20 protein-coding genes are annotated in these 26,444 nt (G+C 68.4%); 16 read left to right on the top strand and 4 right to left on the bottom strand.

Annotated features, from left to right (window positions below; translation table 11 throughout):
- The first annotated feature begins 77 nt into the window (after positions 1–77).
- The 9 genes from K5L94_RS15915 (at position 78) to K5L94_RS15875 (ending at position 14,170) form a co-directional block, all read left to right on the top strand.
- A complete protein-coding gene (locus K5L94_RS15915; RefSeq protein ID WP_274510851.1) occupies positions 78–2,087 on the top strand; it encodes a motility hub landmark protein FimV in 2,010 nt (669 codons plus the stop codon).
- Positions 2,088–2,113: 26 nt separating this feature from the next.
- Positions 2,114–2,476 carry a VOC family protein gene (locus tag K5L94_RS15910; RefSeq protein ID WP_053511610.1) on the top strand — a complete coding sequence of 121 codons (363 nt, stop codon included), beginning with the start codon at positions 2,114–2,116 and terminating at the stop codon, positions 2,474–2,476.
- Between the two features lie 32 nt (positions 2,477–2,508).
- On the top strand, positions 2,509–3,279 hold the full coding sequence (gene truA / locus K5L94_RS15905; protein ID WP_053450399.1) for a tRNA pseudouridine(38-40) synthase TruA: 771 nt from the start codon (positions 2,509–2,511) through the stop codon (positions 3,277–3,279).
- The gene (locus K5L94_RS15900; RefSeq protein ID WP_053450398.1) at positions 3,276–3,932 is read left to right on the top strand and encodes a phosphoribosylanthranilate isomerase; all 657 of its coding nucleotides are present in this window, start codon (positions 3,276–3,278) and stop codon (positions 3,930–3,932) included. The genes truA and K5L94_RS15900 overlap by 4 nt, the downstream gene beginning before the upstream one ends.
- A gap of 187 nt (positions 3,933–4,119) precedes the next feature.
- Positions 4,120–4,791 (top strand): OB-fold-containig protein, encoded by a 672-nt coding sequence (locus tag K5L94_RS15895; RefSeq protein ID WP_053450397.1) that lies wholly within the window; start codon positions 4,120–4,122, stop codon positions 4,789–4,791.
- Complete coding sequence (locus K5L94_RS15890) at positions 4,791–6,809, top strand: flotillin family protein (RefSeq protein WP_053450396.1); 2,019 nt, start codon at positions 4,791–4,793, stop codon at positions 6,807–6,809. Before K5L94_RS15895 ends, K5L94_RS15890 begins: the two co-directional genes overlap by 1 nt.
- An 85-nt stretch (positions 6,810–6,894) precedes the next feature.
- Entirely contained in the window at positions 6,895–12,303 is a 5,409-nt protein-coding gene (locus tag K5L94_RS15885) for a DNA repair ATPase (protein WP_274510850.1), read from the top strand.
- Positions 12,300–13,007 carry a hypothetical protein gene (locus tag K5L94_RS15880; RefSeq protein ID WP_180878474.1) on the top strand — a complete coding sequence of 236 codons (708 nt, stop codon included), beginning with the start codon at positions 12,300–12,302 and terminating at the stop codon, positions 13,005–13,007. The genes K5L94_RS15885 and K5L94_RS15880 overlap by 4 nt, the downstream gene beginning before the upstream one ends.
- 44 nt (positions 13,008–13,051) lie before the next feature.
- Positions 13,052–14,170: a toxic anion resistance protein gene (locus K5L94_RS15875; RefSeq protein WP_053450393.1), complete on the top strand. Its 1,119-nt coding sequence runs from the start codon at positions 13,052–13,054 to the stop codon at positions 14,168–14,170.
- Between the two features lie 113 nt (positions 14,171–14,283).
- Here the strand turns inward: K5L94_RS15875 and K5L94_RS15870 are convergent, their stop codons facing one another.
- Positions 14,284–15,168, bottom strand: a complete 885-nt coding sequence (locus K5L94_RS15870) for a LysR family transcriptional regulator (RefSeq protein ID WP_274510849.1) — start codon at positions 15,166–15,168, stop codon at positions 14,284–14,286.
- A gap of 97 nt (positions 15,169–15,265) precedes the next feature.
- Here K5L94_RS15870 and trpB point away from each other — a divergent pair, with 97 nt between their 5' ends.
- The 6 genes from trpB to K5L94_RS15840 all read left to right on the top strand — a co-directional run bounded on the left by trpB (position 15,266) and on the right by K5L94_RS15840 (position 21,175).
- Positions 15,266–16,483: a tryptophan synthase subunit beta gene (gene trpB, locus K5L94_RS15865; protein WP_274510848.1), complete on the top strand. Its 1,218-nt coding sequence runs from the start codon at positions 15,266–15,268 to the stop codon at positions 16,481–16,483.
- Entirely contained in the window at positions 16,480–17,169 is a 690-nt protein-coding gene (locus tag K5L94_RS15860; RefSeq protein ID WP_053450391.1) for a hypothetical protein, read from the top strand. Before trpB ends, K5L94_RS15860 begins: the two co-directional genes overlap by 4 nt.
- Position 17,170: 1 nt before the next feature.
- Positions 17,171–17,980, top strand: coding sequence for a tryptophan synthase subunit alpha (gene trpA / locus K5L94_RS15855; RefSeq protein WP_274510847.1), 810 nt, complete (start codon positions 17,171–17,173; stop codon positions 17,978–17,980).
- Between the two features lie 214 nt (positions 17,981–18,194).
- Entirely contained in the window at positions 18,195–19,070 is an 876-nt protein-coding gene (gene accD, locus K5L94_RS15850; protein ID WP_005410473.1) for an acetyl-CoA carboxylase, carboxyltransferase subunit beta, read from the top strand.
- Complete coding sequence (gene glmM, locus K5L94_RS15845; protein WP_164087263.1) at positions 19,070–20,431, top strand: phosphoglucosamine mutase; 1,362 nt, start codon at positions 19,070–19,072, stop codon at positions 20,429–20,431. The genes accD and glmM overlap by 1 nt, the downstream gene beginning before the upstream one ends.
- A gap of 261 nt (positions 20,432–20,692) precedes the next feature.
- Positions 20,693–21,175: an RcnB family protein gene (locus K5L94_RS15840; RefSeq protein WP_049456111.1), complete on the top strand. Its 483-nt coding sequence runs from the start codon at positions 20,693–20,695 to the stop codon at positions 21,173–21,175.
- A 49-nt stretch (positions 21,176–21,224) separates the two neighbouring features.
- Here K5L94_RS15840 and K5L94_RS15835 read toward each other — a convergent pair whose 3' ends face one another.
- From K5L94_RS15835 to K5L94_RS15825, 3 genes are read right to left on the bottom strand one after another with little or no spacing between them, the layout of a single operon-like run.
- Positions 21,225–22,082 (bottom strand): polysaccharide deacetylase family protein, encoded by an 858-nt coding sequence (locus K5L94_RS15835; RefSeq protein WP_274510846.1) that lies wholly within the window; start codon positions 22,080–22,082, stop codon positions 21,225–21,227.
- Positions 22,075–23,220, bottom strand: coding sequence for a glycosyltransferase family 4 protein (locus K5L94_RS15830; protein ID WP_164241476.1), 1,146 nt, complete (start codon positions 23,218–23,220; stop codon positions 22,075–22,077). Before K5L94_RS15830 ends, K5L94_RS15835 begins: the two co-directional genes overlap by 8 nt.
- A gap of 19 nt (positions 23,221–23,239) precedes the next feature.
- Positions 23,240–25,117 (bottom strand): DUF3413 domain-containing protein, encoded by a 1,878-nt coding sequence (locus K5L94_RS15825; RefSeq protein ID WP_053450386.1) that lies wholly within the window; start codon positions 25,115–25,117, stop codon positions 23,240–23,242.
- A gap of 151 nt (positions 25,118–25,268) precedes the next feature.
- Here K5L94_RS15825 and K5L94_RS15820 point away from each other — a divergent pair, with 151 nt between their 5' ends.
- Complete coding sequence (locus K5L94_RS15820) at positions 25,269–26,246, top strand: isopenicillin N synthase family dioxygenase (protein ID WP_053450385.1); 978 nt, start codon at positions 25,269–25,271, stop codon at positions 26,244–26,246.
- The last annotated feature ends 198 nt before the right edge of the window (positions 26,247–26,444 follow it).

Genomic DNA, 26,444 nt, shown 5'->3' with positions numbered 1-26,444 from the left:
CGGCCGCTGGCCGGCATTGCCGCAGGTCGTCCATCGGTGGGTGCGGACCTTGGTCCGCACGCTTTATAGTGTCGCCCATGAATAAACGGGCCAGGGGCGCAACGCGCCCGCTCAGCTATCTTTCCGCCGCGCTGCTGGCCCTGGCCAGCAGTTCGGCGCTCGCCCTGGGGTTGGGCGACATCCGTGTCCTGTCCAAGCCGGGCCAGCCCTTGCTGGCCGAGATCCCGGTAGTCTCGGCCGACCCGTCCGAGCTGGAAAACCTGCGTGTGGCGCTGGCTTCGCCGGTCACCTTCGAGCGCGTCGGCCTGCAACGGCCGACCGGCCTGGTCAGCGAACTGCAGTTCGAACTGACCCGCAACGCGCAGGGCAGGGCGGTGGTGCGGGTGACCTCGCAGGCGCCGGTCGAGACGCCGTCGCTGAGCTTCCTGATCGAGGCCGACTGGGGCCAGGGCCGGCTGGTCCGCGAATACTCGGCGCTGGTCGATGCGCCGTCCAGCGCACTGGCCGTGGCCGAGCCGGAGATCGTCGCACCGGCTGGCACCCTGTCCAATACCATTGCCCGCGAGCCGGCAGCGGCACCTGTGGCAGAGGCGCCGGGCACGCCACCGTCCGCGCCGGCGCCCACGCCGGCACCCGCACCAGCACGGTCGCGTGCGGTGCCTCCACCGGTTGCGGCCATACCTGCCGATGGCAGCGTCACCGTGCAGCGCGGCCAGACCTTGTCGCAGATTGCCAGCGCGGTGGCGCGTGGCAACCAGGTCAGTCGTGATCGCGCGATGATCGCCCTGCTGCGCGCCAATCCCGAAGCCTTCATCCGTGGCAACGTGAACCTGCTCAAGCAGGGCGCAGTGCTGCGCATGCCAGGCAGCGATGCGCTGGCGGCGGTCGATGCTGCCGAAGCGGCTGCGCTGGTGCGCGAACACGCGGCGCAATGGCGCCAGGCACGCACCGTGCCGCAGCCGGCGGGTACCGTCGCAGCAGTGGCCAAGGCACAAACCACGAACGCAGCGTCCCCGTCGGGGGCCAGCGGCGCGCGGCTTGAAATCGCTCCGGCGCTGGCGTCCGACGCCGCGAAAGCGGGCACAACCACCGGCACCGCTGCCGGCAGTGAGGGTGACATGATGGGCAACGAGCAACTGCGCCAGGCGCGTGAGGACATCGCTACCCGCGATGCAGAGATCGGCGAGCTGAAGCAGCGCGTGGCCGACCTGGAGAAGCTGAAGGAACAGCAGCAGTCGCTGATCGCGATGAAGGACAACGACCTGGCTGCCGCGCAGCAACGCCTGGCCCAGGCGCCGGGCAGCCGCGACGCGGCAACACCGTGGTACTGGCTGGGCCTGCCCGTGCTGCTGCTCGCCGCGGCGGCAGCCTGGCTGCTGCGCCGGCGCAAGCCGTCACCGTTGCCGCCGCTGCGCGAAGAAGGCGATGCGGCTGGCCTGGCCGCGGCGGTGCCGGCGGGTGCGGCGCTGGATACGCTGGCCGAGCAGTCCTCGTGGTCGTCGGTGGTGTCCGACAGTGGCCGCCAGGAGCCCGCGATGCCGGCCTGGGCGACCGCAACCGAGGTGCAGGATGACGTGGCTGCCGAACCGATCGCCGACGTCGCCGCCCAGGCTGACTGGCAGGCGCAGACGCTGCGCGATGACGAAGTGGGGGAGCTGCCCGAGGCCGTGACCGATCTGCCGCGCTGGGACGAGCCGGTGCCCACGCAGGACACCCCCGTGCCGGATGAGCCGGTCGCGCAGGCGGTCGCTGACGAGATCGCGGTGCCGGACTATGCGCTGCACGCCGAACAGCAGCCGCAGTTCCGCGGCGTGTTCGACCTGCCGGCCGAGCACCATGACAACGGTGATTCCAGCGGTGCGCCACACGACGCGATGGCCACGGCCGCGCACGAAGAACACACCGCGGCACCGGCCGGTGATGCCGGCTGGGCACCGCGTGCCGGCCAGGAGCGGCTGGAGCTGGCCATTGCCTATCTGGACCTGGGCGACGCGCAGACCGCGCGTACCCTGCTGCAGGAAGTCGCCGAGGGCGGCGATCTGCACAGCCAGGCGCAGGCGCGCGAGCTGTTGGCGCGCCTGCCGTGACCGAACCCGCTGACAAGGACCGTGCCATGAGCCGCGAGCGCCGCATCGATTACGTTGAATTCGCCTCCGCTGATCCGGCGGCCAGCCGCGCCTTCTTCGAGAAGGTGTTCGGCTGGTCGTTCGTCGACTATGGCGGCGACTACACCGCTTTCGACGATGGCCGCCTGCAGGGCGGCTTCTTCCGTGGCCAGCCGCAGCGCGCCAGCGATACCGGCGCACCGCTGCTGGTGCTGTATGCCGACCACCTGGCGCCGATCGAGGCAGCGGTGCGTGACGCCGGCGGCGAGATCGTGCGCCCGGTGTTTTCCTTCCCCGGGGGCAGCCGCTTCCAGTTCGTCGAGCCCGGTGGCAACGAACTGGCGGTGTGGTCCGAACGCGACCCGGCCTGAGCGCCGCCCCACACGCAGCATCGAGGTAGCACATGCGTTACGCGCTTGGCGTCGAGTACGACGGCAGCGATTTCAGGGGCTGGCAGAACCTGGGCGAAGGTGGTCCCAGCGTGCAGGCCAGCCTTGAACTGGCCCTGTCGTCGGTCGCCGATGCGCCGTTGCAGGTGGTCTGCGCCGGCCGCACCGATGCCGGCGTGCACGGCCAGTGCCAGGTCGTGCATTTCGACACCGAGGTGGTGCGCGATCCGCGCGCCTGGATGCTCGGCACCACCACCCGCCTGCCGCGCTCGATCGCGGTGCGCTGGTGCGTGCCGGTGGCCGATGATTTCCACGCCCGTTTTTCCGCGCGCGCGCGCCGCTACCGCTATCGGCTGCTCAACCGCGAAGTGCGACCGGCGCTGGGCCGCCAGACCCTGAGCTGGGAGCGGCGGGCCCTGGACGAAACCCTGATGCATGCCGCCGGCCAGGCGCTGCTTGGTGAGAACGACTTCAGTGCGTTCCGTTCCGTGCAGTGCCAGGCGCTGCATGCACGGCGCGAGCTGCAGTCGCTGCAGGTCAGCCGCCAGGGCGAGGTGATTGAGGTGGCCGTGCAGGGCAATGCATTCCTTCATCACATGGTCCGCAATATCGTCGGATCCTTGATCCTGGTGGGCAGCGGCGAAAAACCGGTGGAATGGATCGCCGAACTGCTGGCAGGGCGCGATCGCACCGTAGCCGGTCCCACCGCACCGCCGCAGGGCCTGGTGTTCCTTGGGCCCCTGTACCCCGACAACTGGCATCTGCCCGCCGAGGTCACGCTATGAGCCGCTCCTACTACCGCACACGCATCAAGTTCTGTGGCATGACCCGGGCCGGCGACGTCCGCCTGGCCGGTGAGCTGGGCGTGGACGCAGTGGGTTTCATCTTTGCCCGCGAGAGCAGCCGTCGGGTTGCTCCGGCCGAGGCGCGCGCGATGCGCCAGGCGATCGCGCCGATGGTCGACGTGGTGGCGCTGTTCCGCAACAACAGCAAGGAAGAGGTGCGCGAGGTGCTGCGCACGGTGCGGCCGACCCTGCTGCAGTTCCATGGAGAGGAAGACGAGAGCTTCTGCCGCAGTTTCAACATGCCGTACCTGAAGGCGATCGCCATGGGCGGGCGCGAAGAGGTCAACGCCCGTACCCTGCAGCTGCGCTACCCCAGCGCGGCGGGATTCCTGTTCGACAGCCACGCGCCCGGCGGCGGTGGCGGCACGGGTGTCGCCTTCGACTGGGGGCGCATCCCGACCGGCCTGCACCGCCCGTTCCTGCTGGCCGGCGGCCTGAACCCGGAGAACGTGAAGGACGCCATCCTCGCCACCCTGCCGTGGGGCGTTGACGTGTCCAGCGGCATCGAGGTCGAGCCGGGCATCAAGGACGGCTACAAGATGCGCACGTTCGTCGAAGAGGTGCGCAGCGCCGACTGCACCGTGCTGGAGTGACCCGGCACGACCCCGCGCGCGTCGCCGCCTGCGGTCGGCGCGCGTCTTCACATTTGTCCCTGTACACCCTCTTCACATAGGATGAAGGGGAAGCCATGGCCATGAGGGCCGTGGCGGGATCGACGGAACCGCTCCCGGCGGATTCCGAACGGGGCGTCACGCGCCCATAGCCCAGGAAGGCAAAGCGATGCAGGAATTCCTCACCGTCGTGTTCGGCTACCCGACCCTGCCGTACAGCGTCCTGCTGGCGGTGTCGCTGGTCTATTGGGGGCTTGCCGCTTTTGGCCTGGTCGATGACGGGTTCGGCGATCTCGGCGCCGATGGTGCGCTGGACAGTGACACCGATCTCAGCGGCCTCTCGGCCCTGCTGCAGCGCTTCGGCCTCGGTGGCGTGCCGGTCATGGTCGTGGTCACCCTGCTGGGCTTCTTCGGCTGGGCCTTGACCTATTTCATCCATCTGTTCGTACTGTTGCCGCTGCCGGACCTGCTGCGCTGGGGTTTCGGCACGCTCGTGGCCGTGCTCGCGCCGCTGCCGGCGGTGCCGATCACCGCGCTGCTGCTGCGGCCCATCCGCACCTTCCTGCAGCGCCTGCAGCCGGTCGCACAGGCCTCCCTGCTGGGGCGCGTGGGCGTGGTCGCCTCGCCCCGGGTGGATGCGCGCAGCGGCCATGCCACGGTCGATGACGGCGGTGCCGGGCTGGTGCTGCAGGTGCGCAGCGACGTCGAACTGCAGCGTGGCGAGCGCATCGTGCTGGTCGAGCACGTGGCCGAACACCATTACTACCGGGTGGTCCGCGCTGATGCGGTCGCCCTCGATTTCCAGGACAACCTGCTTCCGGGCAACAAGGAGAATCTCTGATGAGTTTTGCTGGCGCGGCCCCCTTCCTGATCGGGATCATCGTCCTCGTAGGCCTGCTGCTCGGCCTGGCGGGACTGTTCAAGGCGTTCTACCGCAAGGTCGACCAGGGCGTGGCCCTGATCGTCAACGACATGAGCGCCACGCCCAAGGTGCACTTCACCGGTGCGCTGATCATCCCGGTGCTGTACCGCGCCGAGCTGATGCGGATCAGCCTGATCACCCTGCAGATCGACCGCCGCGGCAAGGAAGGCCTGATCTGCCGCGACAACATGCGCGCCGACATCGCCGTGGCGTTCTACCTGCGGGTCAACGAGACCCAGGCCGACGTGCTGCGTGTGGCCAAGGCCATCGGTGCCGACCGTGCCTCGGACAAGCACGCCGTCGATGAGCTGTTCAACGCCAAGTTCTCCGAAGCGCTGAAGACGGTCGGCAAGAAGTTCGACTTCACCGAGCTGTTCGAGAAGCGCCAGGAATTCCGCGACGAGATCATCGCGGTCATCGGCAACGACCTGAACGGCTATGTGCTGGAAGACGTGGCCATCGACTACCTGGAGCAGACCCCGAAATCGCTGCTGGACCAGTTCAACATCCTCGACGCGCAGGGTATCCGCAAGATCACCGAGCTGACCGCCGCGCAGAACGTGGTGACCAACGAGCTGGAGCAGAACGAGAAGCTCGCCATCACCAAAAAGAACGTGGAAGCGCGCGAAGCGCTGCTGGCCCTGGAACGCCAGCAGGCCGAGGCCGAGGCGCGGCAGAAGCGCGAGATCGAGACCATCCGTGCCCGCGAGGAAGCCGAGACCGCCAAGGTGCAGGAAGAACAGCGCCAGCTGTCCGAGAACGCACGCATCGAAGCGCAGCAGTTGATCGATATCCGTGACCAGAACCGCCTGCGCGAGGTGGAAGTGGCCGAACAGAACCGCCAGCGTGCGGTGGCCATCGAAGCCGAGCGCGTGGAGCGCGCGCGCCAGCTGGAACAGGTCACCACCGACCGCGAAGTGCAGCTGCAGGGCGTGGAGCGTGACAAGGTGGTCGAGCAGGGCAAGATGGACGTGGCCAACATCACCCGCGAACGCATCTCCATCGACAAGACCGTGGCCCAGGAAGAAGAGCGCATCAAGGAAGTGCGCGAGGTCTCCGAGGCCGACCGCCAGAAGCAGGTGCTGATTCTGGAAGCCGAAGCCAAGGCGCAGGAATCGCTGGTGCGCGAAGTGAAGGAAGCGCAGGCCCGCGAAACCGCCTCCAAGCACCGCGCGGTGGAACTGACCACCCTGGCCCAGGCCGAACACGAAGCGGCCGGCAAGCAGGCCGAAGCCAAGCGCCTGCTGGCCGACGCCTTCCGTGCCGAGCAGGCGGCGCCGGGCCTGGCCGAAGCGCAGGTGCGTGAAGCCTCCGCACTGGCCATCGAGAAGGTCGGTATCGCCGAAGCCCGCGTGATCGAAGCCAAGGCCGAAGCCAACCTGAAGCAGGGCAGCAACGAGGCCCGCGTGCTGGCCGAAACCCTGCAGGCGCAGGCCCAGGGCGAAGAGAAGATGGGCCTGGCCCGTGCCACCGCCACCGAATCGCTGGGCAACGCCGAAGCCGGCGTGGTGCAGAAGAAGCTGCTGGCCGAAGCCGAAGGCCTGGTGCGCAAGTTCGAAGCCATCGCCTCGCTGAGCGACCAGGCACGTGGCCACGAAGAGTTCCGCATGATGCTGGACAACAGCCTGAAGCAGGCACTGGCCTCTATCGAAGCGGGCAAGGAAGTCTCGCGCGAGAACGCCAACGTCATCGCCAGCGCGCTGCGCAATGCCGACATCGACCTGGTCGGTGGCGACGGCGGCATGTTCGAGAACCTGGTCAAGGCCGTGTCGCTGGGCAAGTCGATCGAAGGCTTCGCCGGCAAGAGCCCGATCGTGCAGGAGCTGATGCAGCGCTACCTGGGCGTGGCCGTGGCCGAACCGGCACCGCGGCAGATCGCCGAGGACGCCGACGCGGCGCCGACCGTGTCGGCCGCCGTGGTCGACAGCGCCCGTTGATGCACCGGGCGGTGGCCGCTGCGGCCACCGCCCGCCCGCGCCGGCCGCAACCACGGCCGGCCGTCCGTAAGCCGGAAGCCTGCTGATGTCTGAAACCCATCCGTCCGCCGAAACCACAGCGCCGGAGGCCGGCGGCAACACCGTCGACCAGGCCGTTGCCCAGGGCGGTGCCTACGAAGTTCTGCGCCGCCGCCTTGGCGAACAGGGCCAGCGCCTGCAGGCGTTGGCCGAAGCCCTCAACCGCCAGCGACTGGCCGAGTTCGGCGACAGCCGGCTGGAGGTGGTCGGTCGCTTCCGCATCCGCAGCGAGAACAACTGCGTCGGCCGTGACATCGTCCAGGTCGGGCCTGACCGCCTGCTGTTCGGCTACAACGTCTATATCGGGCTCAAGACCCATACCCGCATCGAGGATGTGTTCGGCCTGTACCGGCTGGTGCAGGGCAAGGACGGCTACGATGTGGCCGCGCTGGAGCTGAAGGGCAGCTTCCTCGACCAGCCCGGCTTCGTGCACGACTTCAACGAGCTGTACGCCTACTACAAGCATGCGCGCCTGCTGCAGCTGATCGTGGTCGGCGACAAGCTGCTGGCCTCGTTCCAGATCGGCGAGCGCAGCAGCGACGTGCGCGTGTTCCGCTGGGCGCTGTCGCGCGAAGGTGAGCTGACCTACCTCGATGCGCGCGGCGAACGCGATATCGCCCTGCCGCCGCCGTTCGACTTCGAATGGACCAAGGCCACCCGCGATCTCGCGGTCAACGGCCGCCACTCGCACCTGAACATCCTCGACACCCTGTTCGTGGAAACCACCGGTGGCGACCTGACCATCAAGGTCGAGAACAACACCGAAACCGGGCAGGGCATCTACAGCGAACCGGTGGAGGACAGCACGCAGTCGCTGGACGACGCCCAGTTCGAATTCGCGCGCGTCGGTTCGCTGCTGCTGCTGAAGGTGTTGCCGTACCGCGAGACCGTCTGGCGCGGGCTGATCTACAACACGCTCACCGGCGAAATCGTGCGCAACGACGCCATCGTCCAGGCCTGCGTGCAGCTGCCCGAAGACCACGGCGTGATCTTCCCCGGCGGTTACTACCTGCAGGGCGGCGAGCACAAGGCCTTCGATGCCTCGATGGCCGGCATGCAGTTCAAGCGCAGCATCCGCTCGCCCAACGGCGAGGACGTGCTCTACATCTTCTACGAGCGCGAAGGCGGGCGCTCGGCGCTGTTCGTCTACAACACCATCCAGCGCGTGCTGCAGAACCCGGTGTTCGGCCACGGCTATGCCTTCATGCAGGATGGGCGCATGGTGCTGTTCCATGCCGAAGGCGCCGAACCCACCCGCATCCATCCGATGCAGGTCTGGCAGACGCCGTTCAGCAGCGACGAGTTCGCCGCCAGCCGGCCGCCCGGCAACACCTTCATGGGCCGCATCGGCAATGCCGAGCTGGTGCGCGGCATCTCCAACCTGTTCAACCTGTCCCGCGAGATCGACGGCCAGGATGTCTCGGTGCAGCGCTACCAGCGCCTGGTGGCCGATACCCGCCGCCTGTTCGATACCCACCACTGGCTGGGGGACGAGGCCTGCGACGGCGCCGAAGCGCTGCTGCGGCAGATCAGCGCCACCGGCGAGTCGGTGCTGGACGAGTACGAGAAGGTCCAGTCCATCCGCGAGCAGTCGGCGCAGGCGATGGTCGAGGCGGAAGCGAACTACAAGGCGCTGCTGGGCCGCCTGCAGCCGCAGAACTGGAACGAGGTGCAGGCCTTCGTCGAGGCCCTGAACGAGATCACCGCGCTGCGCGGGCGGCTGCTGACCATCCGCGAGCTGCGCTACATCGACACCGCGCGCATCGAGGCGATGACCGCCGAACTGGTGCAGGCGCAGGATCGCGTGGGCGCCGCCACCGGCGAGTTCCTGGCCGGCGATGCGGCACTGGCACCGCTGGGCAGCCGCCTGCAGGCACTGGATGAAGCGGCCCAGCAGGCCAGCAGTGCGCGCCAGCTGGATGAGCAGCTGGACGGCATGCGTGGCATGGCCGCCGACCTGGACATGCTGTCCGAACTGATGGCCGGCCTGAAGGTGGACGATGCCACCGCGCGCACCCGCGTGGTCGAATCGATTTCCGCGCTGTACGGGCGGCTGAACCAGGCGCGCACGCGTGCCGAACAGCGCCGCCGCACGCTCGGCTCGGCCGAGGCCGTGGCCCAGTTCGCTGCACAGTTCGCGTTGTTCTCGCAGTCCATCACCAGTGCGCTGGCGATGGCCAACGATCCGGAAAAGGCCGACGAACAGCTGTCGCGCCTGCTGGTGCAGCTGGAGGAACTGGAAAGTCAGTTTGGCGAGCACGAGCAGTTCCTCGGCGACATCCTCAGCAAGCGCGAGGAACTGGTCGAAGCCTTCGAGACGCACAAGCAGGCGTTGCTGGACGACCGCCAGCGCAAGGCGCGCTCGGTGCTCGACGCGGCCAACCGCATCCTCGATGGCCTGGCCAAGCGCACCGAGCGCTTCGCCACCGCCGACGAGCTCAACGCGTTCTTCGCCGGCGACCCGCTGATCCTCAAGCTGCGCGAACTGGCCGAGCGGCTGCATGCGCTGCGCGACAACGTCAAGGCCGATGACATCGAGGCGCGCCTGAAGGGCGTGCGCGACCAGGCCGTGCGCCAGCTGCGCGACCGCAGCGACCTGTACGAAGCCGGCGGCAACGTCGTCCGGCTCGGCCCGCGCCACCGTTTCAGCGTGAACACCCAGGCGCTGGACCTGACCCTGCTGCCGCGCGGCGACACGCTGGCCATCCACCTCACCGGCACCGATTTCCTGGAAACCCTGCACGACCCCGAGCTGGAGGCGCTCAAGCCGTTCTGGCCGGTGACCCTGGATTCGGAATCCGATGCGATCTACCGCGGCGAGTACCTGGCCGGCAGCCTGCTGCTGGCCGCGCAGGACGGCCGCGATGGCCTGGACATGGCCCAGCTGCAGCACGATCTCGCCAGCCCCGAGGCGCTGGACCAGCGCGTGCGTGCGTTCGCCGCGCCGCGCTACCGCGAGGGGTATGAGCGCGGCATCCATGACCACGATGCGGCGCTGATCCTGCACGCCCTGCTGCCGCTGCAGCAGGCCGCCGGCAGCCTGCGCCATGCACCGCGTGTCCGCGCACTGGCCATGCTGTTCTGGGCCGCCGAGCAGCGCAACGAGGCCGTGGCGCAGTGGCCGGCGCGCCAGGCCGGTGCCGATGCCATCGCCCGCCTCTTTGGTTCCGACGAAGGGCGCCAGGCGCTGCGCGCGGAGATGGCCGCTGCGCTGGATGCGTTCGTGCAGGCGCAGGCCCTGCCGTTCGACGCCGCCGCGATCGAAGGTGCCGCTGCCTACCTCGGTGACGAACTGAGCGCGGGCGATCCGGTATTCGCCAGCAGCCGCCATGCGCTGGCATTGCTGGAGACATTGCAGCAGCAGCTGGAGCAGGCAGGACAGCGTGAGGCACTGGAACGCGCGCTGCAGCGTGGACAGGATCCGCTGCCGCTGCGCTGGGCGTTGGCCGGGCAGTGGCTGCGCGCGCTGGGCCGGCTGCCGGCGCAGGCTGCCCATGCCGGTTACACCGATGAGGCTGCCGCACTGCTGCTGGTGCAGCGGCAGCTGCGCACGCGCGCCAGCGATGCCACGCTGCGGGTGGAAGTGAACGGCCTGCTCGGCGAGCATCCGCGCATCGTGCAGGGCACCCTGGCGCTGTCGCTGGATGATTTCCTGGCCCGCCTGCACGCCCACCTGCAGCAGTTCGTGCCGGCATTCCACGCCTACCAGGCGGTACGCCAGGGCATCATCGGCCGTGAGCGGCAGGCCCTGCGCCTGTCCGAGTTCAAGGCGCGGCCGCTGTCCTCTTTCGTGCGCAACAAGCTCATCAACGACGTTTACCTCGGCGTGATCGGCGACAACCTCGCCAAGCAGATGGGCACGGTGGGCGAGAACAAGCGCAGCGACCTGATGGGCCTGCTGATGATGATCTCGCCGCCGGGCTACGGTAAGACCACGCTGATGGAATACGTGGCGCACCGGCTGGGCCTGGTCTTCATGAAGATCAACGGCCCGGCACTGGGCCACGACGTGCGTTCGCTGGATCCGGAGCAGGCGCCCGACGCCACCTCGCGGCAGGAGCTGGAAAAGCTCAATCTGGCCTTGGAGATGGGCAACAACACCATGCTGTATGTGGATGACATCCAGCACACCCATCCCGAGTTCCTGCAGAAGTTCATTTCGCTGTGCGATGGCACCCGCCGCATCGAAGGCGTGTGGCGCGGCCGCACGCGCACCTACGACATGCGCGGCAAGAAGTTCTGCGTGGTGATGGCCGGCAACCCGTATACCGAGTCGGGCGAGGTGTTCAAGATTCCGGACATGCTGGCCAACCGCGCTGACATCTACAACCTCGGCGACGTGCTGGGCGGCATGGAAGCGGCGTTCACCCTCAGCTACATCGAGAACAGCCTGACCTCCAACCCGGTGCTGGCACCGCTGGCGACCCGTGACATGGCCGACCTGTACCTGCTGGTCGATCGTGCGATGGGCAAGGACGTGTCGACCAACGGGCTCAGCCATGCCTACAGCGGTGCCGAGATCAACGAGATCACCGCCACCCTGCAGCGCATGCTGCGCGTGCGCGACGTGGTCTACCGGGTCAACCAGCAGTACATCGCCAGCGCTGCGCAGGATGACCGCTACCGCACCGAGCCGCCGTTCCGCCTGCAGGGCAGCTACCGCAACATGAACAAGCTGGCCGAGAAGATCTCGCCGGTGATGAACGAGGACGAGCTGCAGCAGCTGATCTCCGACCATTACCTGGGCGAGGCGCAGCTGCTGACCACCGGCGCCGAGGAAAACCTGCTGAAGCTGGGCGAGCTGCGCGGCGTGCTGGACGAGGCGCAGGTGCAGCGCTGGACGCAGATCAAGCGCGATTTCCTGCGCAACAAGGCCATGGGTGCCGACGACAGCGATGTCGGTGGGCGCGTGGTCGCGCAGCTGGCCGACATCGCCAGTGCACTGCAGCTGCCGCCACCGGCTGCGCCGCTGGTGGAGGCTGATCCGGCACCGTGGCCGGCCTTGCTGGAAGCGCTGCAGCGCTTGGCCGAAGCACGCCCAGAAGCACCGGCCGCCGTGCAGCCTGCCGAGCCGGTGGTGATTGCCGCGCCCAGCCCCCCGGCCACGCCGCTGGCCGAGGACCTGCAGGCCGGGCTCGCTCCGCTGGTCCAACTGCTGGTGGCCTCGCAGGCACAGCAGGAACAGGTATCGCAGACCCTGGCGGCGTTCGCCGGGTGGGCGCGGCAGCAGGTCGAAGGCGCGGCCGGTGCCAGCACCACCACCGCGCGTCGTCCGCGCGTGCGGCGGGCCAGCACGCCGGAGGAGCGCGCACTGGATGAGGCGCTGATGCGCCACTTCTACGGCGAGTCGCTGCCGCCGGAAGCCACTGACGACGCCCCGTCGGGAAGCGCGCCGATGCGGCCGCCGTTGCCATGACCGACGCGGCGCCCCTGCCGACGCCGCAACGGCCGGACACGGCGGATGTTGCACGCCTGGCCGACTACGGCGCGCCGCTGCTGCAGGCGTTGGCCGCGCGCGACGTCGCGTTGCCGGCGACCGCCGGCGATGGGCTGGTCGAGGCGCTGGCACGCATCGCGCTGGCGCTGCAGGCTGCCGACCCGGCACGCCTGCGCCGGCAGGAAAGCTGGTGGGGCCGCCTGCTTGGCCGCGATGTCGAGCGTGAGGCCGCAGGCCGCGGCCTGCAGTCGCGGCTGGGGGTCCTCGCCCTGCAGGCACGCGAGCAGGCCCAGCAGCTGCAGCAGCACATGGCCGTGCGTGCCACCGCGATCAGCGCGACCGGCCAGGCCGCCGAAGCACTGCAGGCCTGGGCGGACGCGGCCGCCGCGGACGTGCCAGCGATGCAGGGCGCCGGCCAGGAAGCACTGGCGGCGCGCATCGACCACCTGCAGCGGCTGGCGGCGCTGCGCCGCATCGAAGCCGGGCAGTGGCAGCTGCTGCAGCAACAGGACGAGGTGCTGCTGCAGCGCTTCGCCCGCATCCACGATGTCCTGCTGCCAGCGTGGCGGCAGGCCGCACTGGCCGCGCAGGCCGCCACCGGCGCGGTCCGTGCCGGCCAGGCGGCCACGCTGCACGCACAGATCGACGACGAGGTCGCGGCGGCTCAGGCTAGACTGCGCTGAGCCGGCCGCCGCTGCCGCCAACCCACCTGCAAGGAGACTGCCCGATGACCCAGGACAGCCAGCACCCCGGCACCCTCGTGCCCACCCCGGCCACCCCTTCCGCACTCGACGAAGGCGCGCTGCAGGCGTTGGGCCTGGTCCGCGAGGACCTGCCGCGCATCGCCGAGATCCGCATGGAACTGGACGACCTGCGCCCGGGCAACCTGCAGGTGTTCGGCCGCGAGGCCGCGACGCGCACGGCAGCGTTTTCCAGCCAGCTGCTGGACCAGGTGCGCAACCGCGACCTCGATGCCAGCGGCGACAAGCTGGGCGAAGTGGTGCGCATCGCGCGCAGCCTGAAACTGGACGGTTTCGCCCAGCGTTCGAAGGTGCCGGTGATCGGCGGTCTGATCGATCGCCTGCGCGTGTCCAAGGGCGAACTGGTGCAGAAGTTCAGCGATACCAACGCACAGATCGAGCAGCTGCTGGGCGACGTGGGCGTGCAGCAGGCGCTGATGGGCAAGCGCGTGGGCGAGTTCGACCGCATGCACGAGATCGTGCGCGAGGAGCGCCACGCGCTGGGCCTGTACGCAGCCGCCGGCAAGCAGCGCCTGGCCGAACTGCAGGCCGAGCAGCTGGCAGGGCAGGGCAGCGACGACCCGCAGCAGCGCATCCGCCAGAGCGAGGTCGACAATGCGATCCGCCTGATCGAAAAGCGCGTGTCCGACCTGCAGCTGATGCAGCACGCGGCCGACCAGTCGCTGCCGATGATCCGCCTGATCCAGGCCAACGCGCTGCAGCTGATCGAAAAATTCAACACGGTGCGCGAGATCACCATCCCGTCGTGGAAGCGCCAGTTCGCCATCCAGCTTTCGCTGGGCGAGCAGAAGGCCGCGGTCGAGCTGTCCACCGCCATCGACGATGCCACCAACGAGCTGATGCGCCGCAATGCCGATCTGCTGCGCCAGGCGTCGGTGGATACCGCACGCAGCAACCAGCGCGGCGTGATCGACGTGGCCACGCTGCGCCATGTGCACGAACAGCTGATCGCCACCGTGGAGGAAGTGCGCAGCATCCATCGCGAAGGCATGCAGCAGCGCCAGCAGGCCGAAGTCGAACTGTCGCGCCTGCGCGACGACCTGCAGCAGCGGCTGGCCGCACCCACGGCACTGAGGGAGTCGTAGCGTCGAGCTTGCTCGACCGAGGTAGGCGTAGAGTCGAGCTTGCTCGACTGAGGTAGTCGTAGAGTCGAGCTTGCTCGACTGAGGAGATCGATGCCAGTCGAGCAAGCTCGACGCTACAGTTGCGCCATCGCCCACTCGGCCAGTGCATCCACGCGCGGGTCGGCCGGGCCGTCCGGCCGCGCCAGCACCCAGAACCCGCCTGTCGCCGAGAATCCCCAGGGCGCGATCAGGCGCCCGGCGGCCAGGTCTTCGGCCACCAGCGGCTCGGGCGCGATTGCCGGGCCCAGCCCGGCTACCGCTGCCTCCAGCAGGTAATACAGATGCTCGAAGGCGGTGCCCAACGGGAGCTTCGAGGTGTCCAGATCATGCGCCCGCGCCCAGGCCGGCCACGCCTGCGGTCGTGAGCTGGTGTGCAGCAAGGTTTCCTGCAGCAGTGCCGAGGGCGGGACATGCCGCAGGCGTTGCGCCGCCGGGTGGGAGGGGGCCACCACCACGCCGACCCGTTCCGGCGCCAGTTCGCGCACCTGCCAGCCGCGCGGCCACGGCCCCTGCGCCAGCAGCAGGACCGCATCCAGCGCTGCCTGCGCCTCGGTGAAGCTGCCGTCCAGTGCCGACCACTGCAGGCGCACGCCGGGCAGGGCGGCCTGCAGCGCGGGCAGTCGCGGGATCATCCAGCGCGCCAGTACGCTGCCACTACAGCCCAGCACCAGTGCCGGGGATGCCGTCGGCCGCCGCAGTTCACGCACGCAGTCTTCAATGCCGATGAACGCCTCGCTGCATGCCACCTGCAGGCGGCTGCCTGCGGCGGTCAGGCGCAGGCCGCGACCGGCACGCTGGAACAAGGCCATGCCCAGATGATCCTCCAGCAGCTTCAGCTGCCGGCTGACCGCACCGTGGGTGACATGCAGGTCCTGTGCGGCGCGGCCGACCCCGCCCAGGCGGGCGGTGGCCTCGAACGCGCGCAGCGCATTGAGCGGCGGAAGCGATGAGCTGCCCATGTGAGATTTCCTGACAAGATACGCCAGATAATATCCATTTTCCGGTCACGACCCGTGCGCTAGAGTATCCACCTGTCTTGAACCACCGGTCGTCTCCATGTCTGCCTCCCCCATCGCCGACTATCACGCCTTCCCGGATGCCCAGGGCCACTTCGGCCGCTACGGCGGCAGTTTCGTCGCCGAAACCCTGGTCGGCCCGCTGCAGGAACTGGCCCAGGCCTATGACAAGGCCCGCCAGGACCCGGCATTCCAGGCTGCCTACGACCGCGACCTGGCCCATTACGTGGGCCGGCCGAGCCCGATCTACCACGCCCAGCGCCTGAGCGACCATGTCGGTGGCGCGCAGATCCTGCTCAAGCGCGAGGACCTGAACCACACCGGCGCGCACAAGATCAACAACACCATCGGCCAGGCCCTGCTGGCCGCGCGGATGGGCAAGAAGCGCATCATCGCCGAGACCGGCGCCGGCCAGCATGGCGTGGCCAGCGCTACCGTCGCCGCGCGCCTGGGCCTGGAATGCGTGGTGTACATGGGCGCCACCGACATCGAGCGGCAGAAGATCAACGTCTACCGCATGAAGCTGCTCGGCGCGACGGTGGTGCCGGTCACCTCCGGCTCGGCCACCCTGAAGGATGCGCTCAACGAAGCGATGCGCGACTGGGTGACCAACGTGCAGGACACCTTCTACATCATCGGCACCGTCGCCGGTCCGGACCCGTACCCGCGCATGGTGCGCGATTTCAACGCCATCGTCGGGCGCGAGGCACGCGAACAGATGCTGGCCGAGTACGGCCGCCTGCCCGATGCGATCACCGCCTGCGTCGGCGGCGGCAGCAACGCCATCGGCCTGTTCCATGCCTTCCTCAACGACCGCCAGGTCGAGATCGTCGGCGCCGAAGCGGCAGGTGATGGCATCAGCACCGGTCGCCATGCCGCGTCGATCGCCGCCGGTCGCCCGGGCGTGCTGCATGGCAACCGCACCTACGTGCTGTGCGACGACGACGGCCAGATCATCGAGACCCATTCGGTGTCGGCTGGCCTGGATTATCCGGGCGTCGGCCCGGAGCATGCGTTCCTGGCCGATACCGGCCGCGCGCGCTACCTCGGCATCACCGATGAAGAGGCCCTGCAGGCGTTCCATCTGCTGGCGCACACCGAGGGCATCCTGCCCGCACTGGAATCCAGCCACGCGCTGGCGCAGGCGATCAAGCTGGCGCGCGAGCGTCCGCGCGACCAGATCGTGCTGTGCAACCTGTCCGGCCGCGGCGACAAGGACGTGCATACCATCGCCGCGCGCGAAGGCCTGGTGCTGTGAATTGCATGCTGCGCCATGGTGGGGCGTGGGTGCTGGCGGTCGGCCTGGGGGGTTGCGCGCCGCCCGATCCGCCGGTGCTGGCGCCGGCGCCGGCGTCCCCGGCGGCGATCGCCCCGGCACGCCAGGTTGCCAGCAACGACGATGCTGCAGCACATCGTCCGATCGAAGACGCACCGTTGCCAGGCGCAGACGATGCTGCCGATGACGACAGTGCTCCGGCGGTGGTTTCGGTGGCACTGGACCATGCCGGCGAGGTGCTGATCGGCCAACCTTTCAGTGAACTGCAGAGCGAGGGGCAGTGGCACTCGGCCGGGCTGAGCGAGGCGACCTCCGGGCGCTGCGAGTATTACGAGCGCGGCACGCTGCCTGAAGGCGTGGCGATGATGGTGCAGGACGGTGACGTGGTGCGTTTCGACCTGGCCCCCATCGACGATTCGGGCCAGGTGGTGGTCCAGCCGGGGCCGTTCGGCCTGCACCTGGACATGCCGCGCGCGCAGGCCCTGCAGCTGCTGCCCAAGGGCGTCTCCGCCCAGCCTTATGGCAAGGATGTGGAGGCCGGCGAGACCCTGCTCTGGCAGGACCCCGGTTCCGACCTGGCGATCCGCGTGGAGATCGTCGACGGCACCGTATCCCGAATGTACTGGGGCGCCAGCGGCGCCGTTGACCTGATCGAAGGATGTACCTGACATGCCCGTATCCCGACTTGATGCCTGTTTCCAGCGCCTGCGCGAGCAGCAGCGCAAGGCGTTGATCCCCTTCATCACTGCCGGCGATCCCTCGCTGGAGGCTACCGTGCCGGTCATGCACGCACTGGTCGAGGCCGGCGCCGATGTGATCGAACTGGGCGTTCCGTTCTCCGATCCGATGGCGGACGGACCCACCATCCAGCGCAGCTCCGAGCGCGCGCTGGCGCGCGGTGCCGGCAGCCGTTACGTGCTGCAGGCCGTGGCGCAGTTCCGGGAGCGTGATGCGCAGACCCCGGTGGTGCTGATGGGCTACCTGAATCCGGTCGAGATCCATGGCTACGCAGCGTTCGCCGACGCCGCAGTGAAGGCCGGCGTGGACGGCGTGCTGCTGGTCGATCTGCCGCCTGAAGAAGCCGGTGATGCACAGCAGGCGTTCGAGGCCGCTGGCCTGGCGTTGGTCCTGCTGGCGTCGCCGACCACCAGTGAAGCGCGTGCCGACAAGCTGATGGCCCTGGCGCGTGGCTACCTGTACTACGTCAGCTTTGCCGGTGTCACCGGTGCGTCCGAGCGGCTGGACAGCGATGTTGCCAGCGCCCGCCTGCAGGCACTGCGCAAGCGTGCCTCGGTGCCGGTCGTGGCGGGCTTCGGCATCAAGGACGCGGCCAGTGCCGCGGCAATGGCGCGGCAGGCCGACGGCGTGGTGGTAGGCAGCGCACTGGTGGCGGTGCTGGCAGAGGCGGGCTCGGCGGAAGACGCCGCGCAGCGCGCCGCAGCCTTCCTCGCACCGTTGCGGCAGGCGCTGGACGCGTGACGGTCGTGCCGGCCACGGGCCGGCATCCTCCGCGCCCGCCTGCGTGCAGGGGCTGGCGGCCGGCGGCCGGCACGACCCGGACCTAAACGTACGTCCCAGCATGGTTTTTTCCAGCTGGCCCGGGCACCGCAAGGGGTGCACGGGCGGGGGCAGCGGAGCTAGACTGTCCGCCTTTGCGGCCCCCGGGCCGCCCTGAACGGAAGTGTCCTCCCGCATGAGTTGGCTCAGCAAGTTGATGCCGTCCGGCATCCGCACCGACAACACCCCCAGCAAGAAGCGCAGCGTCCCCGAGGGCCTGTGGGAAAAGTGCAGCAACTGCGGCAGCGCGTTGTACCGTCCTGAGCTGGAAGAGAACCTGGAGGTCTGCCCGAAGTGCGGCCATCACATGGCGATCCGCGCGCGCGCGCGGCTGGCGGCGCTGTTCGACGCCGACAGCACCACCGAGATCGGTGCGCGCCTGGGGCCGACCGACCTGCTCAAGTTCAAGGACCAGAAGAAATACAGCGAGCGCATCAAGATCGCGCAGAAGAACACCGGCGAGTACGACGCGCTGATCGCCATGCGCGGCCTGCTCAAGGGGCGAGCGCTGGTGGCTTCGTCGTTCGACTTCGCCTTCATGGGCGGCTCGATGGGCTCGGTGGTCGGTGAGCGCTTCGCGCTGGCTGCCGAAACCGCAGTCGAGATCGGCGCCCCTTATGTGTGCTTCTCGCAGAGCGGCGGCGCACGCATGCAGGAAGGCCTGTTCTCCCTGATGCAGATGGCCAAGACCTCGGCCGCGCTGGGCAAGCTGCGTGAAGCCGGTCTTCCCTACATCTCGGTACTGACCCATCCAACCACCGGTGGCGTGTCGGCGTCGTTCGCGATGCTGGGCGACATCAACATCGCCGAGCCGCAGGCACTGATCGGCTTTGCCGGCCCGCGCGTGATCGAGCAGACCGTGCGTGAGAAGCTTCCGGAGGGTTTCCAGCGTTCGGAGTTCCTGCTGGAGCATGGTGCCATCGACCAGATCTGCGACCGCCGCGAAATGCGCGACCGCCTGTCCGACCTGCTGGCGATGCTGGGCCGCCAGCCGGCGCCGGAGGTGGCTTGATGGGAGGCCGCAAGTACTTCGGTACTGACGGCATCCGTGGGCGGGTCGGCCAGGGCGTGATCTCGGCGGACTTCGTGCTGCGCCTGGGCAATGCCCTGGGGCGCGTGCTGGTCGCCCAGCGCGGCCAGGACGGGCGCCGGCCGATCGTGCTGATCGGCAAGGACACCCGCATTTCCGGCTACATGTTCGAAGCGGCACTGGAAGCCGGGCTGGTCGCCGCCGGCGCCGACGTGCAGCTGCTCGGCCCGATGCCGACTCCGGCGGTCGCGTTCCTGACGCGTACCCTGGGCGTGGACGCCGGCATCGTCATCAGTGCTTCGCACAATCCGCACTACGACAACGGCATCAAGTTCTTCTCCGCCCAGGGCGAGAAGCTCGACGACGCCACCGAGCTGGCGCTGGAAGCGGCACTGGATGTTCCGTTCGCCACTGCCGAATCGGAAAAGCTGGGCAAGGCGTCGCGCGCACGCGAGGCGGTCGGCCGCTACATCGAATTCTGCAAGGCCAGCGTGCCGCGCGCCTTCGACCTGCGCGGCCTGCGCCTGGTGCTGGATTGCGCGCACGGCGCCACCTACCAGATCGCACCGCTGTTGTTCCGTGAGCTGGGCGCCGAGGTGATCGGCATCGGCGCCGAACCCAACGGCATCAACATCAACGCAGGGGTCGGCTCCACCCATATCGACAACCTGGCGGCCAAGGTCCGCGAGACCCGCGCCGATCTCGGCATCGCCTTCGATGGTGACGGTGACCGCGTGCTGATGGCCGACGACCAGGGCAATCCGGTTGACGGCGATGACCTGCTGTACATCCTGGCGCGCGCGTGGAAGGCCGAAGGTCGCCTGCATGGCCCGGTGGTCGGCACGCTGATGAGCAACTACGGCGTGGAGAAGGCCTTCGCCGACCTGCAGATTCCGTTCGTGCGCAGCAACGTCGGTGACCGTTACGTGCACCAGGCGCTGATCGAGGGCGGTGGCGTGCTGGGTGGTGAAGCCTCCGGCCACCTGCTGTGCCTGGACCGGGCAACCACTGGCGATGGCATCATCAGCGCCCTGCAGGTACTGGTGGCGCTGCGCAGCAGCGGGCAGACCCTGCGCCAGGCGCTGAAGGGGCTGGTGCGGGTACCGCAGAAGACGGTCAACGTGCGGCTGGGCAATGTCTCGGCCAAGGCCACGGTGCAGGCCGACCGCGTGCAGGCCGCGCTGGCCGTCGCGCAGCAGTCGGTGGCTGGTCGTGGCCGTGCGTTCCTGCGCCCGTCCGGTACCGAGCCGGTGGTGCGGGTCACGGTGGAAGCCGATGACGCAGCACTGATGCAGGAAACGCTGGACCGCCTGTCCGCGGCGGTCCGTGAAGCCGCTGCCTGAAGCCGGCGACCGTACAACGTGATGCCACGACATGGCCGCTTTTGCGGCCATGTTGTTTTCCAGCGAGGGTGACTGAACCGATCACGACCGGCGACCACGTTCAGCTGCGGCTGTGCGCTTTGTGACATCGCGTGAACGATACGCGGCGTATTCCCGGGATCAGGATCTCTTGCCTGCATGCATGCAGGCGCTACGCAGGCCGGGACCCGGTCGGAGCCGTTCGTGCTCCATCCTTTCACTGTTGTTGCAAGGACCATGACCATGAACACTTCATTGCGCTGCAGCCGCTGCCTGCTGGCAGGTGCGCTGCTGGTGCTGCCGTTGCTGGGTGGCGTCTCCATTGCCAGCGCCGAACGTCGTCCCGAAGGTGGGCCGCATATGTCCGCTCCGCGCGAGGAGCCGATGCGCGCGCCGTGGGGCTACCCAAGGATGGAGCGCCCGCGCGAGCTGGGTAATGCACGGCCGGCATTCCGCGAGGAGTACCGGCACAACTTCCGCGCCGACCATGCGTTCCGCATCGGGCCCTACCATCCGCCGGTGGGCTATGCGTACCAGCGCTGGCACTACGGCCAGTTCCTGCCGCGCCCGTACTGGATCGGCGACTACATCCTCAACGACTTCTGGCTGTTCGGCCTGGACATGCCGCCGATGGGCTACGAATGGGTGCGCTATGGGCCGGATGCGCTGCTGATCAACACCGGCAACGGCGAGATCGTGCAAGCCGTGTACGGGCGCTTCTTCTGAGACCGACATGGGCCTCCCGCGCCGCAGCGGGCGGGGGAGGCCCTTGCGCTCAGGGCCCCGGCACCATCTTCTTCTGGCGCGCCTTGAAGCCATTGAACAGCGGTGCGATCAGCGGGTTGTAGCTCTGCGCGATGCGCTTGCGCAGCCAGCTGGCCGGGCGGTTGCGGATCGCAAACCGGTAGATGCGTTCCGGATCGCCGCCCACCACGTTGCGGCCGAACGGGTGGGTGGTGTGCAGGTAGCGGAAACCCTGCTCGCGTGCCACTTCAATGTGGTCCTGGTCGAAGTCGCCATACGGCCAGCACAGCGTGTCGGACACTTCGCCAAGCTTTTCCTGCAGCACGTCGCGCGAGATCGCCAGGTCGCGGCTCAGGCCGGCGCGGCGCTGTGCACGGTCCAGGTCGTCGCGGCGCAGCCAACGGGTGTGGGTGTGGGTGTGGCAGTGCACTTCGAAGGTGCCGGCGGCGATGGCCGCACGTGCTTCGCTCCAGCGCATCATCACATCATCGCTGCGGTTCTGTTCGTAGATCGCCGCTTCGCAGCCGCGGTGGTCCGGGGTGGCGGGCAGCGACACTCCGGCGATGCCGGCGTGCGGCCGCTCCGGGCCTTCACCCATCCAGCCGGTGACCACGAACACCACGGCGTGCATGCCGTACTTCTGCAGGATCGGGTGTGCGTAGACCCAGTTGTCCAGGTAGCCATCGTCGAAGGTGATCACGATCGACTTGCGTGGCACCGGCCTGCCGGCCAGAAAACCGGCGTACTGGTCCAGCGTCAGCGAGGTCCAGCCGTTGCCGGCGAGCCAGGCGATCTGGCTTTCGAAATTCTCCGGTGACACGGTGATCATGCCCGGCGATGGACTCACGTGGTGGTGCATCAGCACCGGAACAGTTCGCGCGTCAGCCATGTCCCAGCTCCTTCAGCCACTGGTGGTAATAGTGTTCGGTGGCCTCGCCATGGCCAGCCGGGGTGAAACGGTGTGCGCCGTGCATCCAGTCCCAGCCGGCGCGGCCCATCTGCCGTCGCCGTTCCGGATCGTCCACCAGCAGGCGCAGGGCGCCGGTCAGGGCTGCATTGTCGCCCAGCCGGGTGAGGATCGCATTGCTGCCGTCGACCACCATCTCCGGTACGCCACCGACGCGGGTGGCCACGATCGGCACGCCGACATAGGCCGCTTCCAAGAACACGGTACCGGCGGCCTCCTTGTGCGAGGCCAGCGCGAAGATGTCGAAACCGGCCATCAGCCGGCAGGCACCATCGCGGTAGCCGAGCAGATGCACCTGCGCCTGCAGCCCATGCGCGTCGCGCATCGCCTGCAGTCGATCCATCACCACCTGGCCGTCGCCCACCACCACCAGGTGCAGGTGGGGGTTGGTCTTGCACAGCGGCACCATCGCCTGCAGCAGATCGGCATGGCCCTTGGCCTCGCGGAGCACCGCCACGCACCCCACCACCACGTCCTGTTCGCCGAAGCCCAGTTCGGCGCGGACTTCGGCGCGGACTTCCTGCAGTCGCTGCCACGGGTTGTCCAGGTGGATGTCGCTCCAGCGCGGCGGCACCGCGATCGGCGGCACGATGCCGATGTGCTCGGCTGGAATGCCGCGGTCGGCCAGCAGCTGCTTGACGAAGCTGCTCACGGTCAGCACCCGGTGCGGGAGCCGGGTATAGGTCAGCAGTGAATTGACCGGGCTCATCAGGTGGCGCGAGCGCACCACCAGTGGAGTTCCTCCCAGTCGTGCACCGGCGGCGGCAATCAGCGCATCGCGGCGGCTGGTCGTGTTGACCACGTCGTAACGTTCGCGGCGCACCAGCCGCGACACCGACCAGATGCCGCGCAGCAGCCGGGCCAGGCCGCCCATGCGCAGGGTGTGCACGGTGAAACCATCATCGCGTGCCAGGGTGGCCAGGCGAGCATCGGGCTGGCACAACAGCGATACGTCATGGCCGCGCGCCCGCATCACCTGCATGTGGCGGAAGATGTAGATCTCCTGCCCACCCATGCCTTTGGCGGCTTCGGTGTGCAGGATGCGCAGCGGACGGTTCATGCGGTTCGGTCCTTGAGGCTCAGCGGTTGCGGAAGCGGGTCAGCGCTTCCCATGCAGTGCGGACAGCGGCCGCATCGGGGGTCTGCTGTGGCAGCGGGCGGTAATGCAGGTCCAACGCGGTTGCGTTGCCGAACTTGTCGAACACGTAGATGGCATCGCCATCGCGCACCGCGCGCTGCGACCAGCTTTCGACCACCAGCGCGCGCCTGCCCTGCGGTTCGGCAAGCAGGTCGTGGCCGGTGCTGTAATCGGTCAATGCGTTCTCGCAGCCCAGTGCATGGCGCATCAGGGTCGGCACCCAGTCCTCGTGCGAACTGGTGCGCGATTCATGGCCGCTGGCCTGGCCCGGCCAATGCAGCACGAAGGGCACCTGCAGCTGGTAGTCGGAGAAGTTGCCGTTGTGACCCCAGTAATTCAGCTTGAGGTCGTTGAATTCCTCGGCGTGGTCACCGGTGACCAGCACGATGGTGTCCTGCTCCAGGCCCTGTGCGCGCAGATCGTCCAGCAGCGTGCCAACCAGGCTGTCAGCGTAGTGCACGGCAGTCCGGTAGCGGTTCAACTCGGGGGTCGGGTCGTGGTCAGGGCCGAATTTCAGGAAGTCGATTTCCCGTGCCATCGGCGTGGCCAGCGGCGGATAGCCCTTGGGGATGTGGTACGGGGCATGGGTCGAATCAAGGAAGACGAAGCCGAACCACGGCGTATGCGCGGCCTGGCTGGCGCGGATGTCCTTCCGCAGCGAGGCCACGATGTGGCTGTCGCGCGCTTCCGACCCCAGCCCCGCCGGCCCCTGGTGCAGCTGCTCGCGAACGTCGGCGAAGGCGGTGCGGTCGAATTCAGGGCTGTACAGCGGCGCGCTGCCGTACAGGTGCAGGTCGTAGCCCTGTTGGCCAAGCACCTTGAACAGCTGTGAACCGCGCTGCTCATCCAGCATGCTTGGCCAATAGCCCCCCGGAAGGCCGTACAGCAGCCCGAACAGTCCATAGCGGGTGGCGTTGCCGGTGCTGAAGTGACGCTCGTATACGCGCGCGGACTCGGCCAGTGCCGCCGTGTTCGGCATGACCTGCGGGGTGAGAGCGTCGTGGCGCAGCGATTCCAGCACCACCATGAGCACGTTGGGCCGGTGCGGGTTCTGGCAGCGCAGCGGCTGCAGCGGATAGACAAGCTGGGCATGGCGCGGATCAGGCAGGCCCACCTGCTGTTCGCTGACCACGCCCAGCCTGCGCATGAAACTCTTGGCGGTGATCGGCTGCGCCCACGGCAGGTAGTTCCACTGCGTGATCACATCGCGGTCGCCGCGGGCGTCGTAATAGGCGGTGGCGACCTGGCCGCCCGCCATCAGCAGTGCCACCACCGCCCAGGCCTGCAGCACCCGGCGCCGGCGCGGCGCGGCCGGCAGCAGCTTCCAGCACGCCCAGGCCAGCAGGCCCTCGGCGGTGAACACCGCGGCAGCCAGCAGCGCGACCTGCAGCCAGGTCTTCCAGGACAGGGCCACCTGGTCCTGCAGGGCGCCGCCGAACACCATGTTCACGACCATGGCATTGAGGTGGAAGCGGTACAGGGTGAAGACCTTGGCGTCGACCAGCAGCAGGCACAGCCACAGGCCCTGCAGCAGTACGGCGCTGATGCTCAGCGTACGCGCACTGCGCGGCCACAGGCCCAGCAGCAACGGCAGCAGGCCGGCCAGCGCGCCGAAGGCGAGCAGGTGGCCGGGCAGGGCGATCGCCAGATAGGCCAGACCGGCGCCGCCGCCCGGATTGTCACGCAGCGGTACATTGCCCAGCGCGATCGCGGCGGCCAGCACGGCATTGCCGACGACGAACAGCGACCACCACGCCAGCCGGCGCCAGCGCCGGGCGGAACCTTCTATGGCGGGGGCGGCAGGGGCAGCTGCGGGCATGGCGGGACAGGTTCAGGGAGCGCGGGAAAGGGGCGGGGCCCACGTGACGGACGCGTTGCTCCGCGCGCGGGTCGCGCATTGTATCGGTTTGTTTCTTCGTATCGAGTGGCGTCGCCCGGGCGATCTGTCACAATGTTCAGGCGGGCCATGAATGCGCTGGCCCCCCAGACCCAACGACAAGCCAGGAACCGCTGTGAGCCAGATCCCCACCCTCGACATCACCCGTTTCGACAGCGACCGCGAGGCCTTCGTGGCCGAGCTGGGCGCGGCCTACCGCCAATGGGGATTCGCGGGCATCCGCAACCATGGCATCCCGCAGGCCGACATCGATGCGGCCTACGATGCCTTCAAGGCCTTCTTCGCCCTGCCGGACGAGGTCAAGCGCAAGTACCACGTGGCCGGCAGCGGCGGCGCCCGCGGCTACACCCCGTTCGGTGTGGAGACCGCCAAGGGCTCCAAGCATTTCGACCTGAAGGAGTTCTGGCACATCGGCCGTGAAATCGCCGACGACTCCAAGTACCGCGACGTGATGGCGCCGAACCTGTGGCCGACCGAGGTCGAGGGCTTCCGTGAGCGCGGTTACGGTCTGTATCAGGCGCTGGATAACCTGGGTTCGCGCGTGCTGTCGGCGCTGGCCCTGCACATCGGGCTGCCGGAAGACTTCTTCGCCGACAAGACCAACTTCGGCAACTCGATCCTGCGTCCGATCCATTACCCGCCGATCACCACCGACGACATTCCGAACGTACGCGCCGGTGCCCATGGCGACATCAACTTCATCACCCTGCTGGTGGGCGCCAGCGCCGCCGGCCTGGAAGTGCAGTCGCACGAGGGCGAGTGGGTGCCGTTTACGTCAGACGCGGACACCATCGTGGTCAACATCGGCGACATGCTGCAGCGCCTGACCAACCACGTGTATCCGTCGACCATCCACCGCGTGGTCAATCCCCCGGGTGAGCTGGCGCGCCAGCCGCGCTACTCGGTGCCGTTCTTCCTGCACCCGAACCCGGACTTCCTGATCGACGTGCTGCCCTCGTGCATCACCCCGGAGAACCCGAGTCGCTACCCGGAGGCAATCACCGCCCACGGCTTCCTCGAGGAACGCCTGCGCGAGATCAAGCTGAAGTAACAAGAAGTGAAGGCCGCCGAAAGGCGGCCTTTTTCTTTGCAGGGCTGCGCCCTGCACCCGCAGAGGCCAAAGCCAAAGCCAAAGCGGCTCTGGGATGTTCCGCGGGGAGGCGGGGAGGTGTCGGATGGCGGGGACGCCGTGAACCCGTCCCTGGGGGCTTGGCCGCGGCATCCATGCCGCGGACACCCCGCCATCCGA

Origin of the sequence: Stenotrophomonas forensis (assembly GCF_028752115.1) — a bacterium.
GTDB classification, from domain to species: domain Bacteria; phylum Pseudomonadota; class Gammaproteobacteria; order Xanthomonadales; family Xanthomonadaceae; genus Stenotrophomonas; species Stenotrophomonas forensis.
This window is presented reverse-complemented; position numbering and strand designations above follow the sequence as displayed.

What these genes read in the sequence shown, in the direction of transcription:
- K5L94_RS15915 (WP_274510851.1), top strand. Translation starts at nt 78, where the DNA reads ATGAATAAACGGGCCAGGGGCGCAACGCGCCCGCTCAGCTATCTTTCC.
- K5L94_RS15910 (WP_053511610.1), top strand. Translation starts at nt 2,114, where the DNA reads ATGAGCCGCGAGCGCCGCATCGATTACGTTGAATTCGCCTCCGCTGAT.
- truA (WP_053450399.1), top strand. Translation starts at nt 2,509, where the DNA reads ATGCGTTACGCGCTTGGCGTCGAGTACGACGGCAGCGATTTCAGGGGC.
- K5L94_RS15900 (WP_053450398.1), top strand. Translation starts at nt 3,276, where the DNA reads ATGAGCCGCTCCTACTACCGCACACGCATCAAGTTCTGTGGCATGACC.
- K5L94_RS15895 (WP_053450397.1), top strand. Translation starts at nt 4,120, where the DNA reads ATGCAGGAATTCCTCACCGTCGTGTTCGGCTACCCGACCCTGCCGTAC.
- K5L94_RS15890 (WP_053450396.1), top strand. Translation starts at nt 4,791, where the DNA reads ATGAGTTTTGCTGGCGCGGCCCCCTTCCTGATCGGGATCATCGTCCTC.
- K5L94_RS15885 (WP_274510850.1), top strand. Translation starts at nt 6,895, where the DNA reads ATGTCTGAAACCCATCCGTCCGCCGAAACCACAGCGCCGGAGGCCGGC.
- K5L94_RS15880 (WP_180878474.1), top strand. Translation starts at nt 12,300, where the DNA reads ATGACCGACGCGGCGCCCCTGCCGACGCCGCAACGGCCGGACACGGCG.
- K5L94_RS15875 (WP_053450393.1), top strand. Translation starts at nt 13,052, where the DNA reads ATGACCCAGGACAGCCAGCACCCCGGCACCCTCGTGCCCACCCCGGCC.
- K5L94_RS15870 (WP_274510849.1), bottom strand. Translation starts at nt 15,168, where the DNA reads ATGGGCAGCTCATCGCTTCCGCCGCTCAATGCGCTGCGCGCGTTCGAG.
- trpB (WP_274510848.1), top strand. Translation starts at nt 15,266, where the DNA reads ATGTCTGCCTCCCCCATCGCCGACTATCACGCCTTCCCGGATGCCCAG.
- trpA (WP_274510847.1), top strand. Translation starts at nt 17,171, where the DNA reads ATGCCCGTATCCCGACTTGATGCCTGTTTCCAGCGCCTGCGCGAGCAG.
- accD (WP_005410473.1), top strand. Translation starts at nt 18,195, where the DNA reads ATGAGTTGGCTCAGCAAGTTGATGCCGTCCGGCATCCGCACCGACAAC.
- glmM (WP_164087263.1), top strand. Translation starts at nt 19,070, where the DNA reads ATGGGAGGCCGCAAGTACTTCGGTACTGACGGCATCCGTGGGCGGGTC.
- K5L94_RS15840 (WP_049456111.1), top strand. Translation starts at nt 20,693, where the DNA reads ATGAACACTTCATTGCGCTGCAGCCGCTGCCTGCTGGCAGGTGCGCTG.
- K5L94_RS15835 (WP_274510846.1), bottom strand. Translation starts at nt 22,082, where the DNA reads ATGGCTGACGCGCGAACTGTTCCGGTGCTGATGCACCACCACGTGAGT.
- K5L94_RS15830 (WP_164241476.1), bottom strand. Translation starts at nt 23,220, where the DNA reads ATGAACCGTCCGCTGCGCATCCTGCACACCGAAGCCGCCAAAGGCATG.
- K5L94_RS15825 (WP_053450386.1), bottom strand. Translation starts at nt 25,117, where the DNA reads ATGCCCGCAGCTGCCCCTGCCGCCCCCGCCATAGAAGGTTCCGCCCGG.
- K5L94_RS15820 (WP_053450385.1), top strand. Translation starts at nt 25,269, where the DNA reads ATGCGCTGGCCCCCCAGACCCAACGACAAGCCAGGAACCGCTGTGAGC.